Genomic DNA, 18,174 nt, shown 5'->3' on the forward strand with positions numbered 1-18,174 from the left:
GGCCCGCCAATCCGTATTGCCGGGGTGCGGATTTCCATCGGCCTCGGCCGCGGGGTCTTGGTACCATTGACTTCCACGTCGAAGGTCGCAAAAGCGACAGTGGCCAGAGGCCGGCAGCGCGACCGAAACCATCCCCATGAGCACACATCCCACCGTCCTTGACGTTACCGATCGCATTCGCGAGCGCAGCCAGGGGCCGCGCAGCGCATACCTCCGGCGGCTCGCGGAAATCCGCAACCGCGACAGGGGTTCCGACCGCATGGGCTGCGCCAACGTCGCGCACGCCGTGGCCGGCATCCCGGCCAACGACAAGTTCAAGGTGGTGACGGAGCGCGCGCCCAACATCGGCATCGTCACCGCCTACAACGACATGCTCTCGGCCCACGCGCCGTACCAGGGCTACCCCGACATCATCAAGCAGGAGGCGCGCAGCCTCGGCGCCACCGCTCAGGTGGCCGGCGGCGTGCCCGCCATGTGCGACGGCGTGACCCAGGGCACGCCCGGCATGGAGCTGAGCCTTTTCAGCCGCGACGTGATCGCCATGGGCACCGCGATCGCGCTCACGCACGACATGTTCGACGGCGCGCTGCTGCTGGGCGTGTGCGACAAGATCGTGCCGGGCCTTTTGATCGGCGCGCTGCACTTCGGCCACCTGCCCACGGTGTTCGTGCCCGCCGGCCCCATGCCCTCGGGCCTGTCGAATAACGAAAAGTCGAAGGTGCGCGAGCAGGCGGCACAAGGCCTGGTCGGCCGCCAGGGCCTGCTCGACGCCGAGATGGCGGCCTACCACACCATGGGCACCTGCACCTTCTACGGCACCGCCAACAGCAACCAGATGCTGCTCGAGGCCATGGGCCTGCACGTGCCCGGCACCGCCTTCATCCAGCCCGGCGACGCCATGCGCGAGACGCTCACGCGCGAGGCCGTGCGCACCGTGCTGGGCCGCGCGGGCGAGGCGAAATTCAGTTGCCCCCCCATCGGCGAAATGGTCGATGAGCGCTGCATCGTCAATGCCATGGTGGCGCTGCTGGCCACCGGCGGCTCCACCAACCACCTGATCCACTGGGTGGCCGTGGCGCGCTCGGCCGGCATCGTGATCGACTGGGACGATTTCTCCCGGCTCTCCGACGTGATCCCGCTGCTGACGCGCGTCTATCCCAACGGCAGCGCCGACGTGAACGCGTTCCAGGCCGCGGGCGGCCCGGGCTTCGTGATCGGCGAGCTGCTCGACGCCGGCCTGATGCACGCCGACGTGCTCACGGTGCGTGCCGGCGGCATCCGCGAATTCGCGAACATTCCCTCCCTTGCGCAGGACAAGCGCCTGGCCTGGACCTCCGCCGCGCCTTCCAAGGACGAAGCCGTCGCGCGGCCCGTGGAGAACCCCTTCAGCGCGACCGGCGGGCTGAAGCTGCTCAACGGCAACCTGGGGCGCAGCGTGATCAAGGTGTCCTCGGTGCCCGACGACCGCCACGTGATCGAGGCGCCGGCGCGCGTCTTCGATTCGCAGGCTGCGCTGCACCAGGCCTTCACCGCCGGCGAGCTGGAGCGCGACGTGGTCTGCGTGGTGCGCTGGCAGGGGCCGCAGGCCAACGGCATGCCCGAGCTGCACAAGCTCACGCCGCCGCTGTCGGTGCTGCAGGGCAAGGGCTTTCGCGTGGCGCTGGTCACCGACGGCCGCATGAGCGGCGCCTCGGGCAAGGTGCCCGCGGCCATCCACGTTTCGCCGGAAGCCGCCGCGGGCGGCCCGCTCGCCAAGGTGCGCGACGGCGACGTCGTGCGCCTGGACGCCGTGGCGGGCACACTGGCGGTGCTGGTGCCCGACGACGAATGGGCCGAACGCGAGATCGCCGAGCTGCCCGAGGCCCAGCGCATCGCAGACAGCCACGGCCTGGGCCGCGAGCTGTTCGCTGGCATGCGGCGCAATGCGCTGACGGCGGAAGAAGGCGCATGCTCGTGGCTGTGAACATTGGAGCAATGAAATGACAGACAAACTCACCGCACTCGAGGTCATGCGCGATGCACCGGTCATTCCGGTGATCGTGCTGCACGACGTGAAACATGCCATTCCCCTGGCGCGCGCGCTGGTGGCCGGCGGCATCCGCATGCTCGAGGTCACGCTGCGCACGCCGCAGGCGCTCGAATGCATCGAGGCCATTGCCAGGGACGTGCCCGAGGCCGTGGCCGGCGCGGGCACCATCCGCAGCGCGGCCGATGCGCAGGCCTCGGCGCTGGCCGGCGCGAAGTTCGGCGTGAGCCCGGGCTATACGCGTGCAGTGGGCAAGGCCTGCCACGACCTCGGCCTGCCGCTTCTGCCCGGCGTGGCCACCGGCAGCGAGATCATGACGGCGCAGGAAGACGGCTACACCGAGCTCAAGTTCTTTCCCGCGCTGCAGGCGGGCGGCATTCCCATGCTGAAGGCGTGGCAGGGCCCGTTCGGCGACGTGACCTTCTGCCCGACCGGCGGCATCCATGCCGACAACGCAGCCGAGTTCCTGGCGCTCTCGAATGTGGCCTGCGTGGGCGGCTCGTGGATCGTGCCGGCCGACGCCATCCGCAACGGCGACTGGGCGCGCATCGAACAGCTCGCGCGCGCGGCGAGCCAGCTCTCGCGCTGAGCCGGTCATGCGTGCGGATTTCGACGCCAGTGACCTGAAGGTCATTGCCTTCGACGTTTTCGGCACCGTGGTCGACTGGCACAGCGGCATCGCCGCCGAGGCCGAGCGCGCATTGCCGGGCGTCGACGGCGCCGCCTTTGCGCTGGCCTGGCGCGCGGGCTACCAGCCCGCCATGAAATCCGTGATGGAGCGCATTGCGGCGGGCGAGGGCGGCTTCACGCTGCTCGACGAGCTGCACCTGAGCATGCTCGAACAGGTGCTGCACGACTTCAGCCTGGCCGACCGGCTCGACGGCGCCGCCAAGCGCGACCTGAGCCGCGCCTGGCACCGCCTGCCGGCGTGGCCCGATGCGGTGGAGGGGCTCACGCGCCTCAAGAAGAAGTTCACCATCTGCACGCTCTCCAACGGCAACATCGGCCTTTTGACCGAAATGGCCAAGCGCGCCGGCCTGCCCTGGGACTGCGTGCTGTCGGCCGAGGTGTTCAAGGCCTACAAGCCCGATCCGCGCACCTACCTTGGCGTGGCGGGCGTGTTCGATGCGACGCCGGGGCAGGTGATGCTCGCCGCGGCGCACCACGACGACCTGGCGGCGGCGCGCACCTGCGGCCTCAAGACCGCCTACATCGAGCGGCCCCATGAATTCGGCCGCGCCCAGCCGAAGGACGTTTCGCCGAACCCCGACAACAACCTGCACGCGCGCGACATCAGGCAGCTGGCCGACCTGCTGGGCTGCTGAAGAACCATCGGCATCTGCGCGCGCGGCGCCGTCACCTTGCCCTGGCCGCGCTGAAGGATTTCGCGGACTTGATCATTCCCCGCATCATCTGCGTGAGCGGGAATTCCACGAAGCGGTAGACCATGTGCGAAGCCCAGATCGACGCGATACAGATCGCAACGGAAATGGCGAGGATCTGAGGCGTCGACCTGAAGCCCAGCAGTTTGACTGTGAGAGGGATCGCAACCAGGATGAACGGGTGGAACAGGTACAGCGAATAGGAGCTGTCCCCGATGGCCAGGATCACGCGCAGCCTGGCCCAGAACGCCCCGAGCGATATCAACCCGAAGAAAATCATTGCGGAGGGAATTGCCAGCGCAAATCCCCGGAGTTCGCTGCTGCCAAGGCCTTCCGAAATGGCCAGGTGCGCAAGAAATGCCCCGGCGGCCATCAGGACGATGGACACCGGCGCGCTCTGCCGGATCAGCCCTTTCTTGAACGCCACGCCAATGGTCACGCCGAATGCGAACTCCAGGAACAATGAAAAATTCATGACCTTGTAGTCGAGGCCGGAAAGCAATCCAATGAACGATGCCGCGGCCAATACCAGGCACGCGAGATAGGCGTTCCTTGGCCTGGCGGTCGGCAATGCGACCAGCGCCCACAAGCCGTAGAAAATGATTTCGTAGGTGAGCGTCCATCCGTTGTTGACCAGGTACGGGGCGGACGTGGGCCACAAGAAGAATGACGCGGCAATGTCGGTGGGCTCCTGCGCATTGCTGTTGATCAGCTTCGGCGCAAGCATGAAGACCACCAACGCCAGCAAGGACAGTCCCCAATAAAGGGGAAACACACGGATGATCCGCTTCTCCATGAATTCCACGTGGGTCATGGTCTTGTTGGCCGTGACAAAGTAGATGATGAAGCCGCTGATCATGAAGAAGATATCGACCCCGATGATCCCGAAATCGAACAGCGGAATGGCGCCGCCGGAAAGCGCATGGGCTTTCTGCGCCGCGTGATGAATCACGACCAGCAGCGCGGCAATGCCTCGGCCTGCCTGGATGGATTCGACGTACTGTGGCTGGTCCACCGCAATGGATTGGGATTTCACGAAATTCGATCCTGACGAGTGGGGCGGACAAAGAGCGGGTTGCTCGAAATGGCAGCGGCCTGCCTGCGCCGCAGCAGCCTTTTTTCGGCCAGTTCGGTTTTCTGCGCCAGTGCCATGGCCGAAAAGACGAGCGGACTCACAATGGCGAAGTGGCGCGCAAACGAGCCGAAGTCTGGCTCGAACACCCCCTCGATGATGAGAAAGGACAAAGGCGCAAGGGCCACCTTGCCGGCCTGGATCAGGTTCTTGTTGCCCGACTTCGCGCCCTCGACGATGACTTTCACCATCCACACGAACGTGAAAGGCATGATCGAGATGAACGCCAGTTGGCTGACCGAACCAAAGCGCAGAAGCTCGAGCGGAAAAGCCAGGCGGAAGAAGGTGATCGTGGCGTTGAGCGCCTGCAGCAGGGCATTGTCGGAAGCGATGACCGCCTCGATGACCGTCCGCGATCCTTCGGCGCCGACCTCCCGGTTCTCATTGACCGTTGCGCGGGCAAAGTCCAGGGTGGCGCCCAGTGCGATCTGGAAGGTCAGCGCGAGCGCGATATAGACCAGGACGATGATGACCAGGAGCCTGAATACGGTGAGCTGCTTTCTTATCAAGCGCAGCCCGAGCCAGACGGCGCTGACCAGCAGCCAATACTTTCTGACCACCCAGCCGTAGATCGTCGACGACAGGAACCACGTCAGCCCGAACCCGCTGTGCTGCGCCGCCATCACCGAAAGCAGCACCACGCAGGCCGACAGCATGTCTTTCGAAAGAACCGAAAGAAAAATGGCCCTGATGAATCCCCAGCCGAGCGAGACGAAAAATACGCCAAGGGGAATTCGGCTGAATTGGAGTATGGGGATGACGGTGAGCGTGACGCTCAGAAAGGCGCCGGCAATGGGCGCCGTCTTGGCGCTGAGCCCGGCCGACTCCAGCAGGAATGCGCTGCAGGCGTAGGAGTTTCTTTCCTCGATCGTGGTGGAGGTGAGCTGGCACAAATCGGCGCCGAAGAAACTCAATAGCGTTTCTTCGTCCGGAAAATTCTGGGCCGCCGTGTCGTGGTAGAGAAACGGAATGACGCCGACGATCAGGGCGGAAAAGAAAAAGATGATCAGCGATATGGCCGGATCAATAGGCTTGCCGCGTATGCTCAGAATCGTCAATTTTCATTCCGCTTGGAAGAAAGCGCTCATGTAGAAGATAGTTCAAGGAATAAGGAGCATTCGGCGCCGCGTCCGAATGGACGATCTTGCTGAACTGTGAAGCTCTTCGATCGCGATTCCGGGTATCAGAATGTGATGCGTCCTGCATCAGCACTACCCCTTGAAAATACCAGCAAAGAATATGCCGATCGCCTTTAAAAGGTGATCATTTGTATCCTCAATTCAGCGGCCGCGAAGCGCTGATGGCGGCGCCGGGCGCGGGCGCCGCGGGGGCCCGGCTAGGACGCGCGCAGGGCGTCGGAACCGGCGGGGCTGCCGTCGCCGGAAGCCTTTGCCTTGTCCTGGATGAGCTCGATCTTGTAGCCGTCGGGATCGGTCACGAAGGCGATCACCGTGGTGCCGCCCTTCACGGGCCCGGCTTCGCGCGTGACGTTGCCGCCGGCGGCCTTGATCTTTTCGCAGGCCGCGTAGGCGTCGGGCACGCCAAGCGCGATGTGGCCGTAGGCCGTGCCGAGTTCGTAGCTTTCGGTGCCCCAGTTGTAGGTGAGCTCGATCTCGGCCTGCCCGGGGTTGCCGCCGCCGTAGCCGACGAAGGCGAGGCTGTATTTGTACTCGGGGTTCTCCGAGGTGCGCAGCAGGCTCATGCCAAGCACCTGGGTATAGAAATCGATCGAACGCTGGAGGTTGCCGACGCGCAGCATGGTGTGGAGGAGTCGCATCTCGTGGGATCTCTGTTGTTGCGGGGGGAAGAATTCCATTGTCGGCGCTAGGCGAGCGCGAGCAAGTGCGCCTCGTGCTTGCGCAGGAATTCGCGCAGGTGCTGCGGATACTCCGGCACCACCGCGCTCTGCACGCTCGGCCGCGCCGCCAGTGCCTTGCGCCACGCATTCACCTTGGGCAGGGCATCGAAGATGTGCGAGTTGCTGATCTCATCGAACACCTCGAAGTAGCGAAAGATCGGCGCGAACACCGCGTCGACCAGGCTGAAGTTCTTGCCTGCAAAGTAGGGGCCGGCGCCCAGCGCGGCTTCGACGCGCTCGAACTTGGCGGCAAGGGCCAGGCGCTTCTGCTCGAACACTTCGGCGTCGCGCGTGGTCTCGTAGCCCCACAGGTCGCCCAGGATGGCCGAGCCGAACTCCATCCATGCGCGATGCTCGGCGCGGGTGAGCGGATCTTCGGGATGCAGGCGCGGGCCGGGCTGGGTTTCTTCGAGGTACTCGCAGATCACATTGCTCTCGAACAGCACTGCTTCGCTGCCGTCGGGGCGTTGAAGCCGCAGCAGCGGCACCTTGCCCAGGGGCGAGATGGCAACGAACCAGTCCGGCTTGTTCGCCAGGTCGATCACCACGCGCTCGAAGGGCACGTTCTTTTCGGCCAGTGCGATGGCGGCGCGCTGCACATAGGGGCACAGCAGGTGGCTGACGAGGGTGAGGGGCTTGTTGGACATGGCGTGGGCGCTCCGGAAAAGTTGCAGTTGGGACCGCGGCAATTCTTGCGGCCCCGAACAACCTTTTCCCGAAAAGCCCATTCGCCGAACGGGCGCCCTGTGCTATTTGGCAGTGGTGTCCAGCCAGTGCGTGATGCGGCCGCCGTGCATCACGCCGATGCGGTCGGCCATGGCATGGGCCTCGGCCTCGTTGTGGGTGACCAGGATCGCGGTCTGCCCGGCGCGCCGGAGGATGCCGCGCACCTCGGCCGTGAGGCGCTCGCGCGTGCCGCCGTCGAGGTTGGAGAACGGCTCGTCGAGCAGCAGCAGTTCGGGCGAAGGCGCCAGTGCGCGGGCGAGCGCAATGCGTTGCTGCTGGCCGCCCGACAGCTCATGCGGAAAGCGCTCGCCGGCATCGGCCAGGCCCACCAGCGCCAGCATCTCGGCCACGCGGGCCTGCTGCTGCGCACGGCTCGAGCGGCGCAGGCCGAAGGCCACGTTCCGGCTGGCCGAGAGATGGGGAAACAGCGCGTACTCCTGGAACATCATGCCCACGCGCCGCTGCTCGGGCGGCAGGTGCACCTGGGTGGAGGAGAGCAGCACGTCGCCGAGCCGGATGGCGCCCGCGCGCAGCGGCTCGAAGCCCGCGATCGCCCGCAGCACCGTGGTCTTGCCGCAGCCCGAGGGGCCGAACAGGCAGGCGATCTCGCCGGCGCGCAGCGAAAGCGAAAAGTCGTTGACCACGGCATGCAGGCCGCGCGGCGTTTCGTAGGCGAGCTGGATCGATTCGATGGAAAGAGGGGAACTCATTGTGTCTCTGCGGCTGGCGTGCCCAGTTGGTTGCGCGCCAGCAGCACCACCGGCAGCAGGCCGGCCGCCACGATGGCGAGCGCGGCAATCGCGCCTTCTTCATACGTGCCTCGGGCGGCCTCGGCATAGAGCCAGGTGGCCAGCGTGTCGAAATTGGCCGGCCGCAGCAGCAGCGTGGCCGGCAGTTCCTTCATGGCATCGACGAAGACCAGCAGCGCGCCCGTGGCAATGGCGGGCTGCAGCAGCGGCAGGTGCACGCGCCGGAGCGTGCCGCCGCTGGTTTCGCCCAGCAGCCGCGAAGCCTGCTCGATGGCGGGCGGAATGCGGGCGAGCCCGGCCTCGATGCCGCCGACCGGCATGGCGAGGAAGCGGATCGCGCAGGCCACCACCAGCACGATGCCCGCGCCCATGAGCGGCAGGCCCTGCAGGCCGAGCATGCCGGCCAGCGCGGCATCGAAGGCGAGCGCGGGCGTGAGCAGGCCAATGGCGAGCACCGTGCCCGGCAGCGCATAGCCCAGCGTGGCCGCGCGCGCCTGCCAGCGTGCGCGGTTCGGGCGCGATCCCTGGCTGCGCGTGGCCCACGCCACCACCAGCCCCGCGGCCACGGCCGCCACGGTGACGCCGGCGGCCAGCGTGACCGTGTTGCCGAGGCTGGCGAGCAGCCCTTGCGACACGCCGCCGCCCTGGCGCAGCCGCTTGGCGCTTTCCCAGACCAGGTAGAGCGCGGGCGCCACGAAGCCGATCAGCACCGGCAGCGACGCCATGGCGGTGGCGAGCCAGGCGGCGCCGCCGTGCAGGCGCCGCGGCTGCACGGCGCGCATGCGCTGCGCCGAGCCGAAGCGCTGGTGCCGGCGCCCGTTGCGTTCGAGCCAGACCAGCGCGACCACCACGAACAGCATGGCGCAGGCGATCTGCGCCGCACCGGCCAGGTCGGAGCGCGTGATCCAGGTGGTGTAGACCGCCACCGTGAGCGTGTTCACGCCCAGGAATTCGGAGGCGCCGATGTCGTTGAGCGTTTCGAGCAGCGCCAGGCTCAGGCCCACTGCGAGCGCCGGCCGCGCCAGCGGCAGCGCCACGCGAAAGAAGGCGCCGCGCCGGCTTTCGCCCAGCGTGCGCGCCGCTTCCATCAGGTGCGCGGGCTGCGTCATGAACATGGCACGCGCCGTCATGTAGACGTAGGGGTAGAGCACGAAGCCGAGCACGAAGATCGCACCCGGCATCGAGCGCAGGTCCTGCAGGCGGAACTGGCGCGGGCTGTCGAAGCCCAGCGCCCAGCGGATCGCGCCCTGCACCGGGCCGATCGGATGCAGCAGGTCCAGGTAGGCAAAGGCGACGATGTAAGTCGGCATTGCGAGCGGCAGCAGCAGCGCCCAGTTCAGCACGCCGCGCCCCGGAAAGTCGCAGGCCGTCACGAGCCATGCGCAGCCGGTGCCGATCAGCAGCACCAGCGCGCCCACGCCCATGAGCAGCAGGGCCGTGTTCAGCGCGGCCTGCGGCAGCACGTGCGCGAACAGCGGCCCCCAGTGCGCGACGCCCGAGCCGAAGGCGAGCCAGACGAGCATGAGCACCGGCGCGAGCACGCCGATGGCGATGGCCATCGAGGCGAAGCGCCAGACCGGGCCCGCCGCCTGCAGCACCAGCGGGTGGCGCTTCGCGATCAACATCCGGGCATCGGCAAGGCGTGCCCTGCCATTTCCATCACTGATCGAAGCCGACCTTGTCGACCAGCGCGCTGGCCTGCTTGCGGTACTTGGCAATTTCGGCCACCGGCAGCGGGTCGGCCTTCAGCTCGCCGATGGTCTCTCCGATGATCGGATCGAGCGCCACGCCCTTGCGCACCGGATATTCGTAGTTGGCCTGTGCGTAGAGCGCCTGCGCCGGCTCCGACACCAGGAACTCGAGCAGCTTGACCGCATTGGCGCGCTGCGGCGCGTTCTTGGCCACGGCCGCGCCGCTGATGTTGACGTGCGTGCCGCCGCCCTTGGCGCCGGCAAAGGTCGGGCGGACCACCTTGATGGCGTCGCCCCACTTGCGCGCGTCGGTGCCTGCCGCAGCGCTCTTCATCTGGCCGACGTAGTAGGAGTTGGCCAGGCCGATGTCGCAGATGCCGCCCAGGATGTCGCGCGCCACGTCGCGGTCGCCGCCGGTGGCCTTGCGGGCCAGGTTGGCCTTGACGCCGCGCAGCCACTGCTCGGTCTTGGCCTCGCCGTCGTGCGCGATCATGGCCGCGATCAGCGCCGTGTTGTAGGGGTGCTGGCCCGCGCGGATGCAGACCTTGCCCTTCCACTTGGGGTTGGCCAGGTCTTCGTAGCGGAAGCTGGTGATCGGCTGGTCTTTGTCGGCGTAGAGCACGCGCGCGCGCAGCGAGAGCGCGAACCACTGGCCGTCGGCGCCGCGCAGGTTGGCGGGCACGGCCGATTCGAGCGCGGCCGATTTCACCGGCTGCGTCACGCCGCCATCGACCAGGTCCATCAGGTTGCCGATGTCCACCGTCATCAGCACGTCGGCCGGCGAGCGCGCGCCTTCGGCCTTGACGCGTTCGAGCAGGCCGTCCTTCACGAACACCGTGTTCACCTTGATCTTGCTCTGCGCGCTGAAGGCCGAGATCAGGGGCTGGATCAGCGCGGCTTCGCGCGTGGTGTAGAGCGTGAGCTCATCGCTGGCAGCGTGCGCGGGCAGGGCAGCGGCGGCAGCCAGCCAGGCGGCGGTGACGCCGATCAGTGCGCGGGCGGCGCGGCCTTGGACGCCGGGGCGGTCGGTCATGAAGGATCCTCCAGGTGCAGAGACGTGTTGTGGAAAGTCATCGCCACCGCGAGGGTGACGATGAGAATCATTATCACTGCCCTTGGGGCGGTTTTTTACCTCCTTGCACTTACATTGCTAATCCACCCATTGGCAAACCTGGGCCAGCGGCGCCCGCGACGTGCGGAACCGGTTGGCCGGGTGCGAGGGGTCCTCGTAGCCGAAGGCGATGCCGCAGACCACCTGGCGATCGTCCGGGATATCGAACCAGCGATGCAGGAATTTCGAGCGCGAGGCCACGGCCGCCTGCGCGATGCTGGCCACGCCCAGGCTGCGCGCCGCCAGCATGAAGTTGTTGACATAGGCGCCGCAGTCGAGCGCGCCATAGGTGCCGAGCAGCGCCTCGGTGGTGACGAGCGCCACATGCGGTGCGCCAAAGAACCTGAAGTTCTCCTGCGCCTGCCGTTGCGAGGCCTCGCGGTCGCCGCGCGCCACGCCCACGCTTTCATACAGCTGGAAGCCGCATTCGCGGCGGCGCTCACGGTACACGCCGCGGTATTCCGCGGGCGGTGCAATGTCGAATGCGGCATCGGCCGCGGCTTCGTCCGAATCGAAGGCCTGGCGCAGCCGTTCGGTGGCCGCGGCACTGGCCACGATCACCTGCCAGGGCTGCGAGTTGCACCACGAGGCGGTGCGCTGCGCCAGCCGGAGGATGGCATCGATCGTCTCGCGCGCAACGGGCTCGGCCAGGTAGCCGCGGCAGCTGTAGCGCTCCGCGAGCAGGGCCTCGAAGGCCGGCGCGAGCGTGGGGTCGCGGGGGATGGAGGAGGGCATGGGCTGCGGGCCGATCGCGTTCAGCGCGGCGACGGGATCTCGAACACCAGGCAGGTGGTGGTGGCGTGCGCATACAGCGTGCCGTCGGAGCCCACGAGCCGCGCCTCGGCGGTGGCGAGCTGCCGGCCGCAATGGATCACCTTGCCTTCGGCGCGCACCCGCTGCACCTTGGGCGTGAGGCCCTTCACGTAGTTCACGCTGAGTTCGGCGGTGGTGTAGGCGCGGCCGGGCGGCATCATGGTGTGGACCGAGCAGCCCAGCGCCGAATCGAGCACGGTGGCAATCCAGCCGCCGTGGATGGTGCCGAGCGGGTTCAGGTGCTGGGCCAGCGGCGTGCCCTGGAAAACGGCCACGCCGGGGCTCACCGACAGCAGCGTGAAGTCGAGCGTCTTCGCGATGGCCGCAAAGGGAATGTCCCCGTTCAGCATGGCCTGCATCATCTCGAGCCCGGTCTTGCCGGCGATCTGCTCGGGGCGGGCGAGTCCGGGGCCGGGGCCGCTTTCGAGCCGGCCGGCAACCCGGCGTTCTTCGGCGATCCAGGCCTCGAGCTGGGAGGGGGCTTGCGTCATTCCTGTGTTTCTCCTGTGGGCATTGCGGGACGATTAAGTTGCATATGCAATGGTTGTACCTACAATGATAAACCATGGACATCCAGACCAAACCCCGCGGCTGCACCAGCTTCAAGGTGCGCCAGCTGATGCGGCGCCTCTCGCAGCACTATGACGCGGAGGTCTCGCAGAGCGGCCTCAAGACCACGCAGTATTCGCTGCTGTCGAACCTCAAGCGGCTCGGCCCGGTGCGCCCTGTCGATTTTGCGGCCGATCTGCGGATGACGGCCTCCACCTTGAGCCGCAACCTGCAGCCGCTGATTGCCGCGGGCTGGATCGAGCAGAGCGCGGGTGCCGATGCGCGCAGCCGCCTGGTGGCGCTCACACCGGCGGGCGAAGCCAAGTGGCGCGAAGCGCAGCTGCACTGGAAAGCCGCGCAGCAGAAGCTCAATGCGCTCCTGGGCGTGGAGCGCGTGCTGGCGCTGCACCAGCTCATCGACGAATCGCTCGAGCTGCTGGGCACGGACGACTCGCCGGACCTCCAGGACTGAAGCCACCCCGCAAAGAACAACCAAGCCGCGGCAACGGCCGCGTGCGGAACATATTTTTCCTCCCAATCCATTCCAACAGCAGAGGTCCCATGTTCGCCACCCCCGTTTCCGCATGGCTGCAGCGCCGCGGCATCCACTACGGCTGGATCGTCGCCGCGATCACTTTTCTCACCATGCTGACCATGTCGGCGGCGCTGGGCCTGCCGGGCGCCATGCTGCAGCCGCTGGGCAAGGAGTTCGGCTGGAGCACCGAGCAGATCTCCTCGGCGCTGGCCCTGCGCTTCGCGCTGTTCGGGCTCATGGGGCCGTTTGCCGCGGTGCTGATGGAGCGCTACGGCCTGCGGGCCGTGATCTGCACCGGCCTGGCGCTGGTCGGGCTGGGCATGGCGCTGGTCACCATGGCTTCGCAGCTGTGGCAGCTGTTCGTGCTGTGGAGCCTGATGCTGGGCCTGGGCACGGGCATGACGGCGCTGGTGCTCGGCGCGGTGGTGGCCAACCGCTGGTTCGTTGCGCGGCGCGGGCTGGTCATCGGCATGCTCACGGCCAGTTCGGCCACGGGACAACTGGCCTTCCTGCCGTTCGCGGCCTGGATGATCGAGCACTGGGGCTGGCGCTCGGCCATCGTGCCGATCGTGATCGGCAGCGTGCTGATCGCGCTGCTCGCGCTGTGTCTGGTGCGCAACCGGCCCGCCGACCTCGGCCTGCTGCCGTACGGCGAACGGCCCGGCACGCAGCCGGCGGCGCCGGCGGCACCTGCCGCAGCCATGAATTTTGCGACGCCCTTCCGCGTGCTGAAGGAAGTGTCGACCAACCGCACCTTCCTGATTCTTGCGGCCACCTTCTTCATCTGCGGCCTCAGCACCAACGGCCTGGTGCAGACGCACTTCATCTCGCTGTGCGGCGACAACGGCCTGGGTGCGGTGCCGGCGGCCTCGGTGCTCGCGATGATGGGCGCCTTCGACTTCGTGGGCACCATTCTTTCGGGCTGGCTCTCGGACCGCTACGACAACCGCAAGCTGCTCTTCTGGTACTACGGGTTGCGCGGGCTGTCGCTCTTCTGGTTGCCGCATTCGGAATTCACGATCTATGGCCTTGGCCTGTTCGCGATGTTCTACGGCCTGGACTGGATCGCCACCGTGCCGCCGACCGTCAAGCTCGCGGGCGCCGAGTTCGGCGCCGCGAAGGTGGGCCTGGTGTTCGGCTGGGTCTTTGCCGCGCACCAGCTGGGCGCCGCCACCGCGGCCTACGGCGCGGGCTTTGCGCGCACGCTTCTGCTCACCTACACGCCGGCGCTGTATGCGGCGGGTGCGGCCTGCCTGGTCGCCGCGCTGATCGTGATGGCGATCCGCCGTCCCGCAAAGGCTGCCGCTGCGGCCGTGCCGGCCGCGCCGGCGCGCGCCTGAGGGGAGCGGCGCCATGACTGCATCGACGTCCGCAGACCTCGACCCGCGCACGCGCCGCCTGCTCGAGGCGCCGATCGTGCCCACGCTGCTGCGCCTGGCCGCGCCCAACGTGCTCGTGATGGTGGCGCAAGCCTCCGTCGGACTCATCGAAACCTACTTTGTCGGCAAGCTGGGCACCCATGCGCTCGCGGGCATGGCGCTGGTGTTTCCCATCGTCATGCTGATGCAGATGACATCGAGCGGCGCAATGGGCGGTGGCATCGCCTCGTCGATCGCCCGTGCGCTGGGCGCGCGCCGCCGCGCCGACGCCGACGCGCTGGTGTGGCATGCGGTGGCCATCGCGATCGGCTTCGGCCTGTGCTTCTCGCTCGCGCTGCTGGGTGGCGGGCGCTGGCTCTATACCCTCATGGGCGGCACCGGCGCGGCGCTCGATGCGGCCCTGACCTACTCGAACTGGGTGTTCGCGGGCGCGGTGCTGGTGTGGCTCTTCAATTCGCTCTCGGCCATCATCCGCGGCACCGGCAACATGGCGGTGCCGGCGAACGTGACGGTGGTGGGCGTGATGTTCCTCGTTCCGGCATCGCCGCTCCTGATCTTCGGCTGGGGTCCGCTGCCGGGCATGGGCATCGCGGGCGGCGCGATGGCGCTGCTGCTGTACTACCTGCTGGGTTCGGTCGCGCTCATCGTCTACCTGCGCTCGCCGCGCAGCCTGCTGCGTCCCACGCTCGCCGCACTGAAGCTGCGCTGGCCGCTGTTCCGCGACATCCTGCGCATCGGGCTGGTGGGCGCGGTATCGACGGTGGCCACCAACCTCTCGATCGGCATTGCCACGGCCTTGACCGGGCACTTCGGCTCGGGCGCGCTGGCGGGCTACGGCACCGCATCGCGGCTCGAATACCTGCTGGTGCCGCTGGTGTTCGGGCTGGGCGCGCCGCTGGTCGCGATGGTCGGCACCTGCATGGGCGCGGGGCAGCGGGAGCGCGCGCTGCGCGCCACCTGGGCCGGCGCGGCGCTGGCCTTTGCGCTGACCGAAACCATCGGCCTTGCCGCGGCGCTGTTCCCGCTGCCATGGCTGCTGCTGTTCGGCAGCGACCCGGCCATGCTCGAAACCGGCGCGCACTACTTGCGCGTGGTGGGGCCGCTCTACGGCTTCTTCGGCGTGGGGCTGGTGCTGTACTTCGCCTCGCAGGGCGCGGGGCGCCTGCTGTGGCCGGTGCTCGGCAACATCGCGCGGCTCGCGGTGGCCGGCGTGGGTGGCTGGCTGGCCCTGCGCTGGGGCGGCGGACTGGCCGGTGTGTTCGCGGCGCAGGGGGCGGCGCTGGTGGTGTACGGCATCGTCATCGCCTCGGCGATTGCCGGCGGTGCCTGGTTCGGCCGCGTGGGCTGGCCGCGCACCACCCGCGGCCTGCTGCAGCGCGTGGCGCAGGCCTGAACCGCTTCAGGTCGATGCGCCCGGCCGATCAGTAGCGGTAAGGGTTCTCGGGCCGGCGGTCGTAGCGGTTGGGCACGCCGTCGCCGTCGTAGTCCCGGCGGCCGTAGCGGCGCTCTTCCCAGTGGCGATGCCGATGCTCGTAGCGGTCGCGCCCGTGGTAGTAGCCCGGACCGTAGTAGTGCCGCGGAGGCGGCGGTGCGTAGTAGTGGCGCGGCGGGGGCGGCGGTGCGGGCACCACGTACACCTGGGCCTGGATGAAGCGGCCGCCGGTCTGGGCCTGTGCCGGTGCGCTGAGTGCAGCCAGCGAGAGCAGGGCCGCGGCGCCGATGGCGTAAGTGAGCTTTTTCATGGCAACTCCCATGGAGTGGTTGGAAGCCCTATCCTCGCGGCCCCATGTGAACGCTTTGTAAGGCTGGAGCGAAATCGGATGAAGAGCTGTAAGCCGCTTTGCGGCCGCCGGTGCCATCCTGCGCGAAGCTCCGGTGCTTCGCAGCCCGGTGGACGGACCTCAGCCGCGCGGCGGAGGCAGCAGCCGCCGCAGCGCCTCGAAGAACAGGTCCGACTGCTCGCGTTCGCCCTGGATCTGCGCCGCCACATGCGCGGCCATCTTGGCGTCCACCGGAACCAGCGGGCGCCCGGTCGATTGCGCAATCACCTGGTGCAGGCTCGCGCGTTCCAGGTAGTAGAGGTCGTCGTAGGCATGCGCGATGCAGGCGCCCGCCACGATCACACCGTGGTTCGCAAGAAAGGCAATGTCCTTGCCCGCCATGGCGCGCGCGATGCGCTCGCCTTCGGCATCGTCGAGCGCCAGGCCGTTGTAGACCGCGTCGATGGCGATGCGGTTCATGTAGCGCATCGCGTTCTGGCTCAGCGTGGGATCGAGCGCGCGCTCGGCCGTGAGCGTGAGCGCGGTGGCGTAGGGCATGTGGCAATGCAGCACGACCGCGTGGCCCGTGATGCGATGCACTGCGCCATGGATGAAGAGGGCCGTGGGCTCCACGCGGTGGCGCCCCGCGAGCACTTCGCCGTGCACGTCGATCAGCACGATGTCGTCGGCACCGATCTCGCTCCAGTGCAGGCCGCGCGGATTGATCAGGTAGCGGTCCTGCGCGCCCGGCAGCAGCACGCTGAAATGGTTGCAGACCCCTTCGGACAAGCCGTGGTGGGCAGCCGCGCGCAGCGCGAGCGCAAGGTCTTCGCGCAGCTTGCGCACGGCGGGGCTGGCGTAATCTGAATCGGCGGACATCGACGCTCCCTCGTGGACGTTGGAAAGAAGATTTTCTTCAGGTGGCGGCCGCGCCGGTGAAGGCCGCGACGAATTTCTGCGCATCGGCGCGCACGGCCGAAGCCTGCTTGCCCGGCTTGTAGAGCGCGGAGCCGATGCCGAAGCCGGCCGCGCCGGCCGCGCGCCAATCGGACATGTTGGCGGGCGTGATGCCGCCCACGGGCATCAGCGGCGTGCCCTGGGGCAGCACCGCGAGCAGGGCCTTCACCACCGCGGGCGATGCGAGCTCGGCCGGAAACAGCTTGAGCCCGGTCGCGCCCGCGGCCAGCGCACCGAAGGCTTCGGTCGGCGTCAGCACGCCGGGCAGGCAGACCATGCCGAGCCGCACGGCTTCGGCGATCACCTCGGCATTGAAGTTGGGCGACACCACCAGCTCGCCGCCGGCCGCATGCACATAGCGCACCTGCTGCACGTCGAGCACCGTGCCGGCGCCCACCAGGGCCTGCGGAAAGCGCGTGCGCATCAGCGTGATGCTGGCGTAGGGTTTGGGCGAATTGAGCGGCACCTCGAGCAGCCGGAAGCCCGATTCGACGATGGCATCGCCGACGTCGGCGGCCTCGGCCGGCGTGAGCCCGCGCAAGATGGCGACCAGCGGCAGCGCGCGCATCGCGGTTTCGAATTTTTGTTGCGGTGTGGTCATGGCGGATTCCGGTCTGCGTCGAGAAAGCCGGACAGCGCATGCAGCCCGGCCCAGGTGGCTTCGGCGCCGAGCGTGCGCGTGGCGGTGCCGGTGGCGCGCAGCGCCAGGGCATAGCGTTGGGTGAGGGCGGAGGCGCCGATCAGCACGACCTCGCCGGCGGCCTGCAGCGATTGCGTGCGCAGTTCCTCGCCGATCAGCAGGCCCGAGAGATAGCTGGAGAGTTCCGGCGTGGCCATGCGCTCGAACAGCGCCAGCGTGCGCGTGCCGAAGGCGTTGTGCAGCAGGCCGTGGCCGTTCTCGGAGCGCGTCACGCCGTCGAGAAAGGCCGCTTCGTCGAGCGGCGCATCGGCATCGAGCGTGCGCGCAAGAATCGAATGCTGGCTCAGCAGCGCATAGAACTCGCCGGTCATGTAGGTGCGAAAGCCCGCGACGCGGCCCTTCCTGGCCGTGGCCCACTTGTTGTGCGTGCCCGGCAGCACGAAGACGCCTTCGTCGAGGCCGGCGATCGACATGGCACCGAAGATCTGCACCTCTTCGCCGCGCATGACATCGGGAACGCCGTCATGCTCGTCGCGAAGGCCCGGCACGATGGCAATGCGCGAGCCCGGCCGCACGTCGATGTCGATGATGCTGCGGCCCACCTCGACGCGGCCGGCGGGGCAGGCGCAGTACGGCGCCTCGACCCAGCCCTGCTTGCTGCCGGCCATGCCGGAGATCAGGCAGCGCGCGCCTTCGAGGCCCATCCAGTCGCCGAACAGCGCTTCAAAGACCGCGGGGAACCCGCCTTGCGGCACCTTGAGGATGCCGCGCGCATCGCTGCGCTCTTCGAGCACCTTGCCGTCGGCATCGAGCAGTGCGCCGCGCAGTGAACTCGTGCCCCAATCGATGGCGACCAGTCTTGTCAT

General features: G+C 67.9%; 19 protein-coding genes. 6 read left to right on the top strand and 13 right to left on the bottom strand.

From position 1 onward, the window contains the following. Nucleotides 1–136 precede the first annotated feature (136 nt). Genes edd through VPA02S_RS24740 form a run of 3 tightly spaced genes read left to right on the top strand, consistent with a single transcriptional unit; the run spans nt 137 to nt 3,351 of the window. Nucleotides 137–1,963: a phosphogluconate dehydratase gene (gene edd / locus VPA02S_RS24730; RefSeq protein WP_062366190.1), complete on the top strand. Its 1,827-nt coding sequence runs from the start codon at nt 137–139 to the stop codon at nt 1,961–1,963. 16 nt (nt 1,964–1,979) lie between these two features. Next, nucleotides 1,980–2,615 carry a bifunctional 4-hydroxy-2-oxoglutarate aldolase/2-dehydro-3-deoxy-phosphogluconate aldolase gene (gene eda / locus VPA02S_RS24735; protein ID WP_062366194.1) on the top strand — a complete coding sequence of 212 codons (636 nt, stop codon included), beginning with the start codon at nt 1,980–1,982 and terminating at the stop codon, nt 2,613–2,615. Between the two features lie 7 nt (nt 2,616–2,622). Next, complete coding sequence (locus VPA02S_RS24740; protein WP_062366195.1) at nt 2,623–3,351, top strand: haloacid dehalogenase type II; 729 nt, start codon at nt 2,623–2,625, stop codon at nt 3,349–3,351. A 31-nt stretch (nt 3,352–3,382) separates the two neighbouring features. Here VPA02S_RS24740 and VPA02S_RS24745 read toward each other — a convergent pair whose 3' ends face one another. The 9 genes from VPA02S_RS24745 to VPA02S_RS24785 all read right to left on the bottom strand — a co-directional run bounded on the left by VPA02S_RS24745 (nt 3,383) and on the right by VPA02S_RS24785 (nt 11,979). Further along, nucleotides 3,383–4,444 carry an acyltransferase family protein gene (locus VPA02S_RS24745; RefSeq protein WP_062366197.1) on the bottom strand — a complete coding sequence of 354 codons (1,062 nt, stop codon included), beginning with the start codon at nt 4,442–4,444 and terminating at the stop codon, nt 3,383–3,385. Continuing rightward, nucleotides 4,441–5,598 (bottom strand): hypothetical protein, encoded by a 1,158-nt coding sequence (locus tag VPA02S_RS24750; RefSeq protein WP_018905513.1) that lies wholly within the window; start codon nt 5,596–5,598, stop codon nt 4,441–4,443. Before VPA02S_RS24750 ends, VPA02S_RS24745 begins: the two co-directional genes overlap by 4 nt. Nucleotides 5,599–5,876: 278 nt before the next feature. Then, a complete protein-coding gene (gene gloA, locus VPA02S_RS24755; RefSeq protein ID WP_015866481.1) occupies nt 5,877–6,317 on the bottom strand; it encodes a lactoylglutathione lyase in 441 nt (146 codons plus the stop codon). Between the two features lie 47 nt (nt 6,318–6,364). Beyond that, on the bottom strand, nt 6,365–7,045 hold the full coding sequence (locus tag VPA02S_RS24760; RefSeq protein ID WP_028256345.1) for a glutathione S-transferase family protein: 681 nt from the start codon (nt 7,043–7,045) through the stop codon (nt 6,365–6,367). A 102-nt stretch (nt 7,046–7,147) separates the two neighbouring features. Then, nucleotides 7,148–7,834, bottom strand: a complete 687-nt coding sequence (locus VPA02S_RS24765) for an ABC transporter ATP-binding protein (protein WP_015866479.1) — start codon at nt 7,832–7,834, stop codon at nt 7,148–7,150. Continuing rightward, complete coding sequence (locus VPA02S_RS24770; protein WP_062366200.1) at nt 7,831–9,498, bottom strand: ABC transporter permease; 1,668 nt, start codon at nt 9,496–9,498, stop codon at nt 7,831–7,833. The genes VPA02S_RS24765 and VPA02S_RS24770 overlap by 4 nt, the downstream gene beginning before the upstream one ends. Before the next feature lie 34 nt (nt 9,499–9,532). Next, nucleotides 9,533–10,597, bottom strand: coding sequence for a Fe(3+) ABC transporter substrate-binding protein (locus VPA02S_RS24775; protein ID WP_062366202.1), 1,065 nt, complete (start codon nt 10,595–10,597; stop codon nt 9,533–9,535). A gap of 117 nt (nt 10,598–10,714) precedes the next feature. After that, nucleotides 10,715–11,410, bottom strand: coding sequence for a nitroreductase (locus tag VPA02S_RS24780; protein WP_028256348.1), 696 nt, complete (start codon nt 11,408–11,410; stop codon nt 10,715–10,717). Nucleotides 11,411–11,430: 20 nt separating this feature from the next. Continuing rightward, the gene (locus tag VPA02S_RS24785) at nt 11,431–11,979 is read right to left on the bottom strand and encodes a PaaI family thioesterase (RefSeq protein WP_062366203.1); all 549 of its coding nucleotides are present in this window, start codon (nt 11,977–11,979) and stop codon (nt 11,431–11,433) included. A 74-nt stretch (nt 11,980–12,053) separates the two neighbouring features. Here VPA02S_RS24785 and VPA02S_RS24790 point away from each other — a divergent pair, with 74 nt between their 5' ends. The 3 genes from VPA02S_RS24790 to VPA02S_RS24800 all read left to right on the top strand — a co-directional run bounded on the left by VPA02S_RS24790 (nt 12,054) and on the right by VPA02S_RS24800 (nt 15,344). Next, nucleotides 12,054–12,509, top strand: a complete 456-nt coding sequence (locus VPA02S_RS24790) for a MarR family winged helix-turn-helix transcriptional regulator (protein WP_062366205.1) — start codon at nt 12,054–12,056, stop codon at nt 12,507–12,509. A gap of 89 nt (nt 12,510–12,598) precedes the next feature. Further along, nucleotides 12,599–13,912: an MFS transporter gene (locus tag VPA02S_RS24795; RefSeq protein WP_015866473.1), complete on the top strand. Its 1,314-nt coding sequence runs from the start codon at nt 12,599–12,601 to the stop codon at nt 13,910–13,912. Nucleotides 13,913–13,925: 13 nt separating this feature from the next. Beyond that, nucleotides 13,926–15,344 carry an MATE family efflux transporter gene (locus VPA02S_RS24800; protein ID WP_062366207.1) on the top strand — a complete coding sequence of 473 codons (1,419 nt, stop codon included), beginning with the start codon at nt 13,926–13,928 and terminating at the stop codon, nt 15,342–15,344. A 28-nt stretch (nt 15,345–15,372) separates the two neighbouring features. Here the strand turns inward: VPA02S_RS24800 and VPA02S_RS24805 are convergent, their stop codons facing one another. From VPA02S_RS24805 to VPA02S_RS24820, 4 genes are all read right to left on the bottom strand, one after another. Continuing rightward, nucleotides 15,373–15,693 (bottom strand): hypothetical protein, encoded by a 321-nt coding sequence (locus VPA02S_RS24805; protein WP_062366209.1) that lies wholly within the window; start codon nt 15,691–15,693, stop codon nt 15,373–15,375. A 159-nt stretch (nt 15,694–15,852) separates the two neighbouring features. Further along, on the bottom strand, nt 15,853–16,590 hold the full coding sequence (locus tag VPA02S_RS24810) for an aldolase (RefSeq protein WP_062366211.1): 738 nt from the start codon (nt 16,588–16,590) through the stop codon (nt 15,853–15,855). A 37-nt stretch (nt 16,591–16,627) separates the two neighbouring features. Then, entirely contained in the window at nt 16,628–17,269 is a 642-nt protein-coding gene (locus VPA02S_RS24815; RefSeq protein ID WP_062366213.1) for a 2-dehydro-3-deoxy-6-phosphogalactonate aldolase, read from the bottom strand. After that, entirely contained in the window at nt 17,266–18,174 is a 909-nt protein-coding gene (locus tag VPA02S_RS24820) for a 2-dehydro-3-deoxygalactonokinase (RefSeq protein WP_062366221.1), read from the bottom strand. Before VPA02S_RS24820 ends, VPA02S_RS24815 begins: the two co-directional genes overlap by 4 nt.

Origin of the sequence: Variovorax paradoxus NBRC 15149 (assembly GCF_001591365.1) — a bacterium.
GTDB classification, from domain to species: Bacteria; Pseudomonadota; Gammaproteobacteria; order Burkholderiales; family Burkholderiaceae_C; genus Variovorax; species Variovorax paradoxus.

What these genes read in the sequence shown, in the direction of transcription:
- edd (WP_062366190.1), top strand. Translation starts at nt 137, where the DNA reads ATGAGCACACATCCCACCGTCCTTGACGTTACCGATCGCATTCGCGAG.
- eda (WP_062366194.1), top strand. Translation starts at nt 1,980, where the DNA reads ATGACAGACAAACTCACCGCACTCGAGGTCATGCGCGATGCACCGGTC.
- VPA02S_RS24740 (WP_062366195.1), top strand. Translation starts at nt 2,623, where the DNA reads ATGCGTGCGGATTTCGACGCCAGTGACCTGAAGGTCATTGCCTTCGAC.
- gloA (WP_015866481.1), bottom strand. Translation starts at nt 6,317, where the DNA reads ATGCGACTCCTCCACACCATGCTGCGCGTCGGCAACCTCCAGCGTTCG.
- VPA02S_RS24760 (WP_028256345.1), bottom strand. Translation starts at nt 7,045, where the DNA reads ATGTCCAACAAGCCCCTCACCCTCGTCAGCCACCTGCTGTGCCCCTAT.
- VPA02S_RS24765 (WP_015866479.1), bottom strand. Translation starts at nt 7,834, where the DNA reads ATGAGTTCCCCTCTTTCCATCGAATCGATCCAGCTCGCCTACGAAACG.
- VPA02S_RS24770 (WP_062366200.1), bottom strand. Translation starts at nt 9,498, where the DNA reads ATGTTGATCGCGAAGCGCCACCCGCTGGTGCTGCAGGCGGCGGGCCCG.
- VPA02S_RS24775 (WP_062366202.1), bottom strand. Translation starts at nt 10,597, where the DNA reads ATGACCGACCGCCCCGGCGTCCAAGGCCGCGCCGCCCGCGCACTGATC.
- VPA02S_RS24780 (WP_028256348.1), bottom strand. Translation starts at nt 11,410, where the DNA reads ATGCCCTCCTCCATCCCCCGCGACCCCACGCTCGCGCCGGCCTTCGAG.
- VPA02S_RS24785 (WP_062366203.1), bottom strand. Translation starts at nt 11,979, where the DNA reads ATGACGCAAGCCCCCTCCCAGCTCGAGGCCTGGATCGCCGAAGAACGC.
- VPA02S_RS24790 (WP_062366205.1), top strand. Translation starts at nt 12,054, where the DNA reads ATGGACATCCAGACCAAACCCCGCGGCTGCACCAGCTTCAAGGTGCGC.
- VPA02S_RS24795 (WP_015866473.1), top strand. Translation starts at nt 12,599, where the DNA reads ATGTTCGCCACCCCCGTTTCCGCATGGCTGCAGCGCCGCGGCATCCAC.
- VPA02S_RS24800 (WP_062366207.1), top strand. Translation starts at nt 13,926, where the DNA reads ATGACTGCATCGACGTCCGCAGACCTCGACCCGCGCACGCGCCGCCTG.
- VPA02S_RS24805 (WP_062366209.1), bottom strand. Translation starts at nt 15,693, where the DNA reads ATGAAAAAGCTCACTTACGCCATCGGCGCCGCGGCCCTGCTCTCGCTG.
- VPA02S_RS24810 (WP_062366211.1), bottom strand. Translation starts at nt 16,590, where the DNA reads ATGTCCGCCGATTCAGATTACGCCAGCCCCGCCGTGCGCAAGCTGCGC.
- VPA02S_RS24815 (WP_062366213.1), bottom strand. Translation starts at nt 17,269, where the DNA reads ATGACCACACCGCAACAAAAATTCGAAACCGCGATGCGCGCGCTGCCG.
- VPA02S_RS24820 (WP_062366221.1), bottom strand. Translation starts at nt 18,174, where the DNA reads ATGACAAGACTGGTCGCCATCGATTGGGGCACGAGTTCACTGCGCGGC.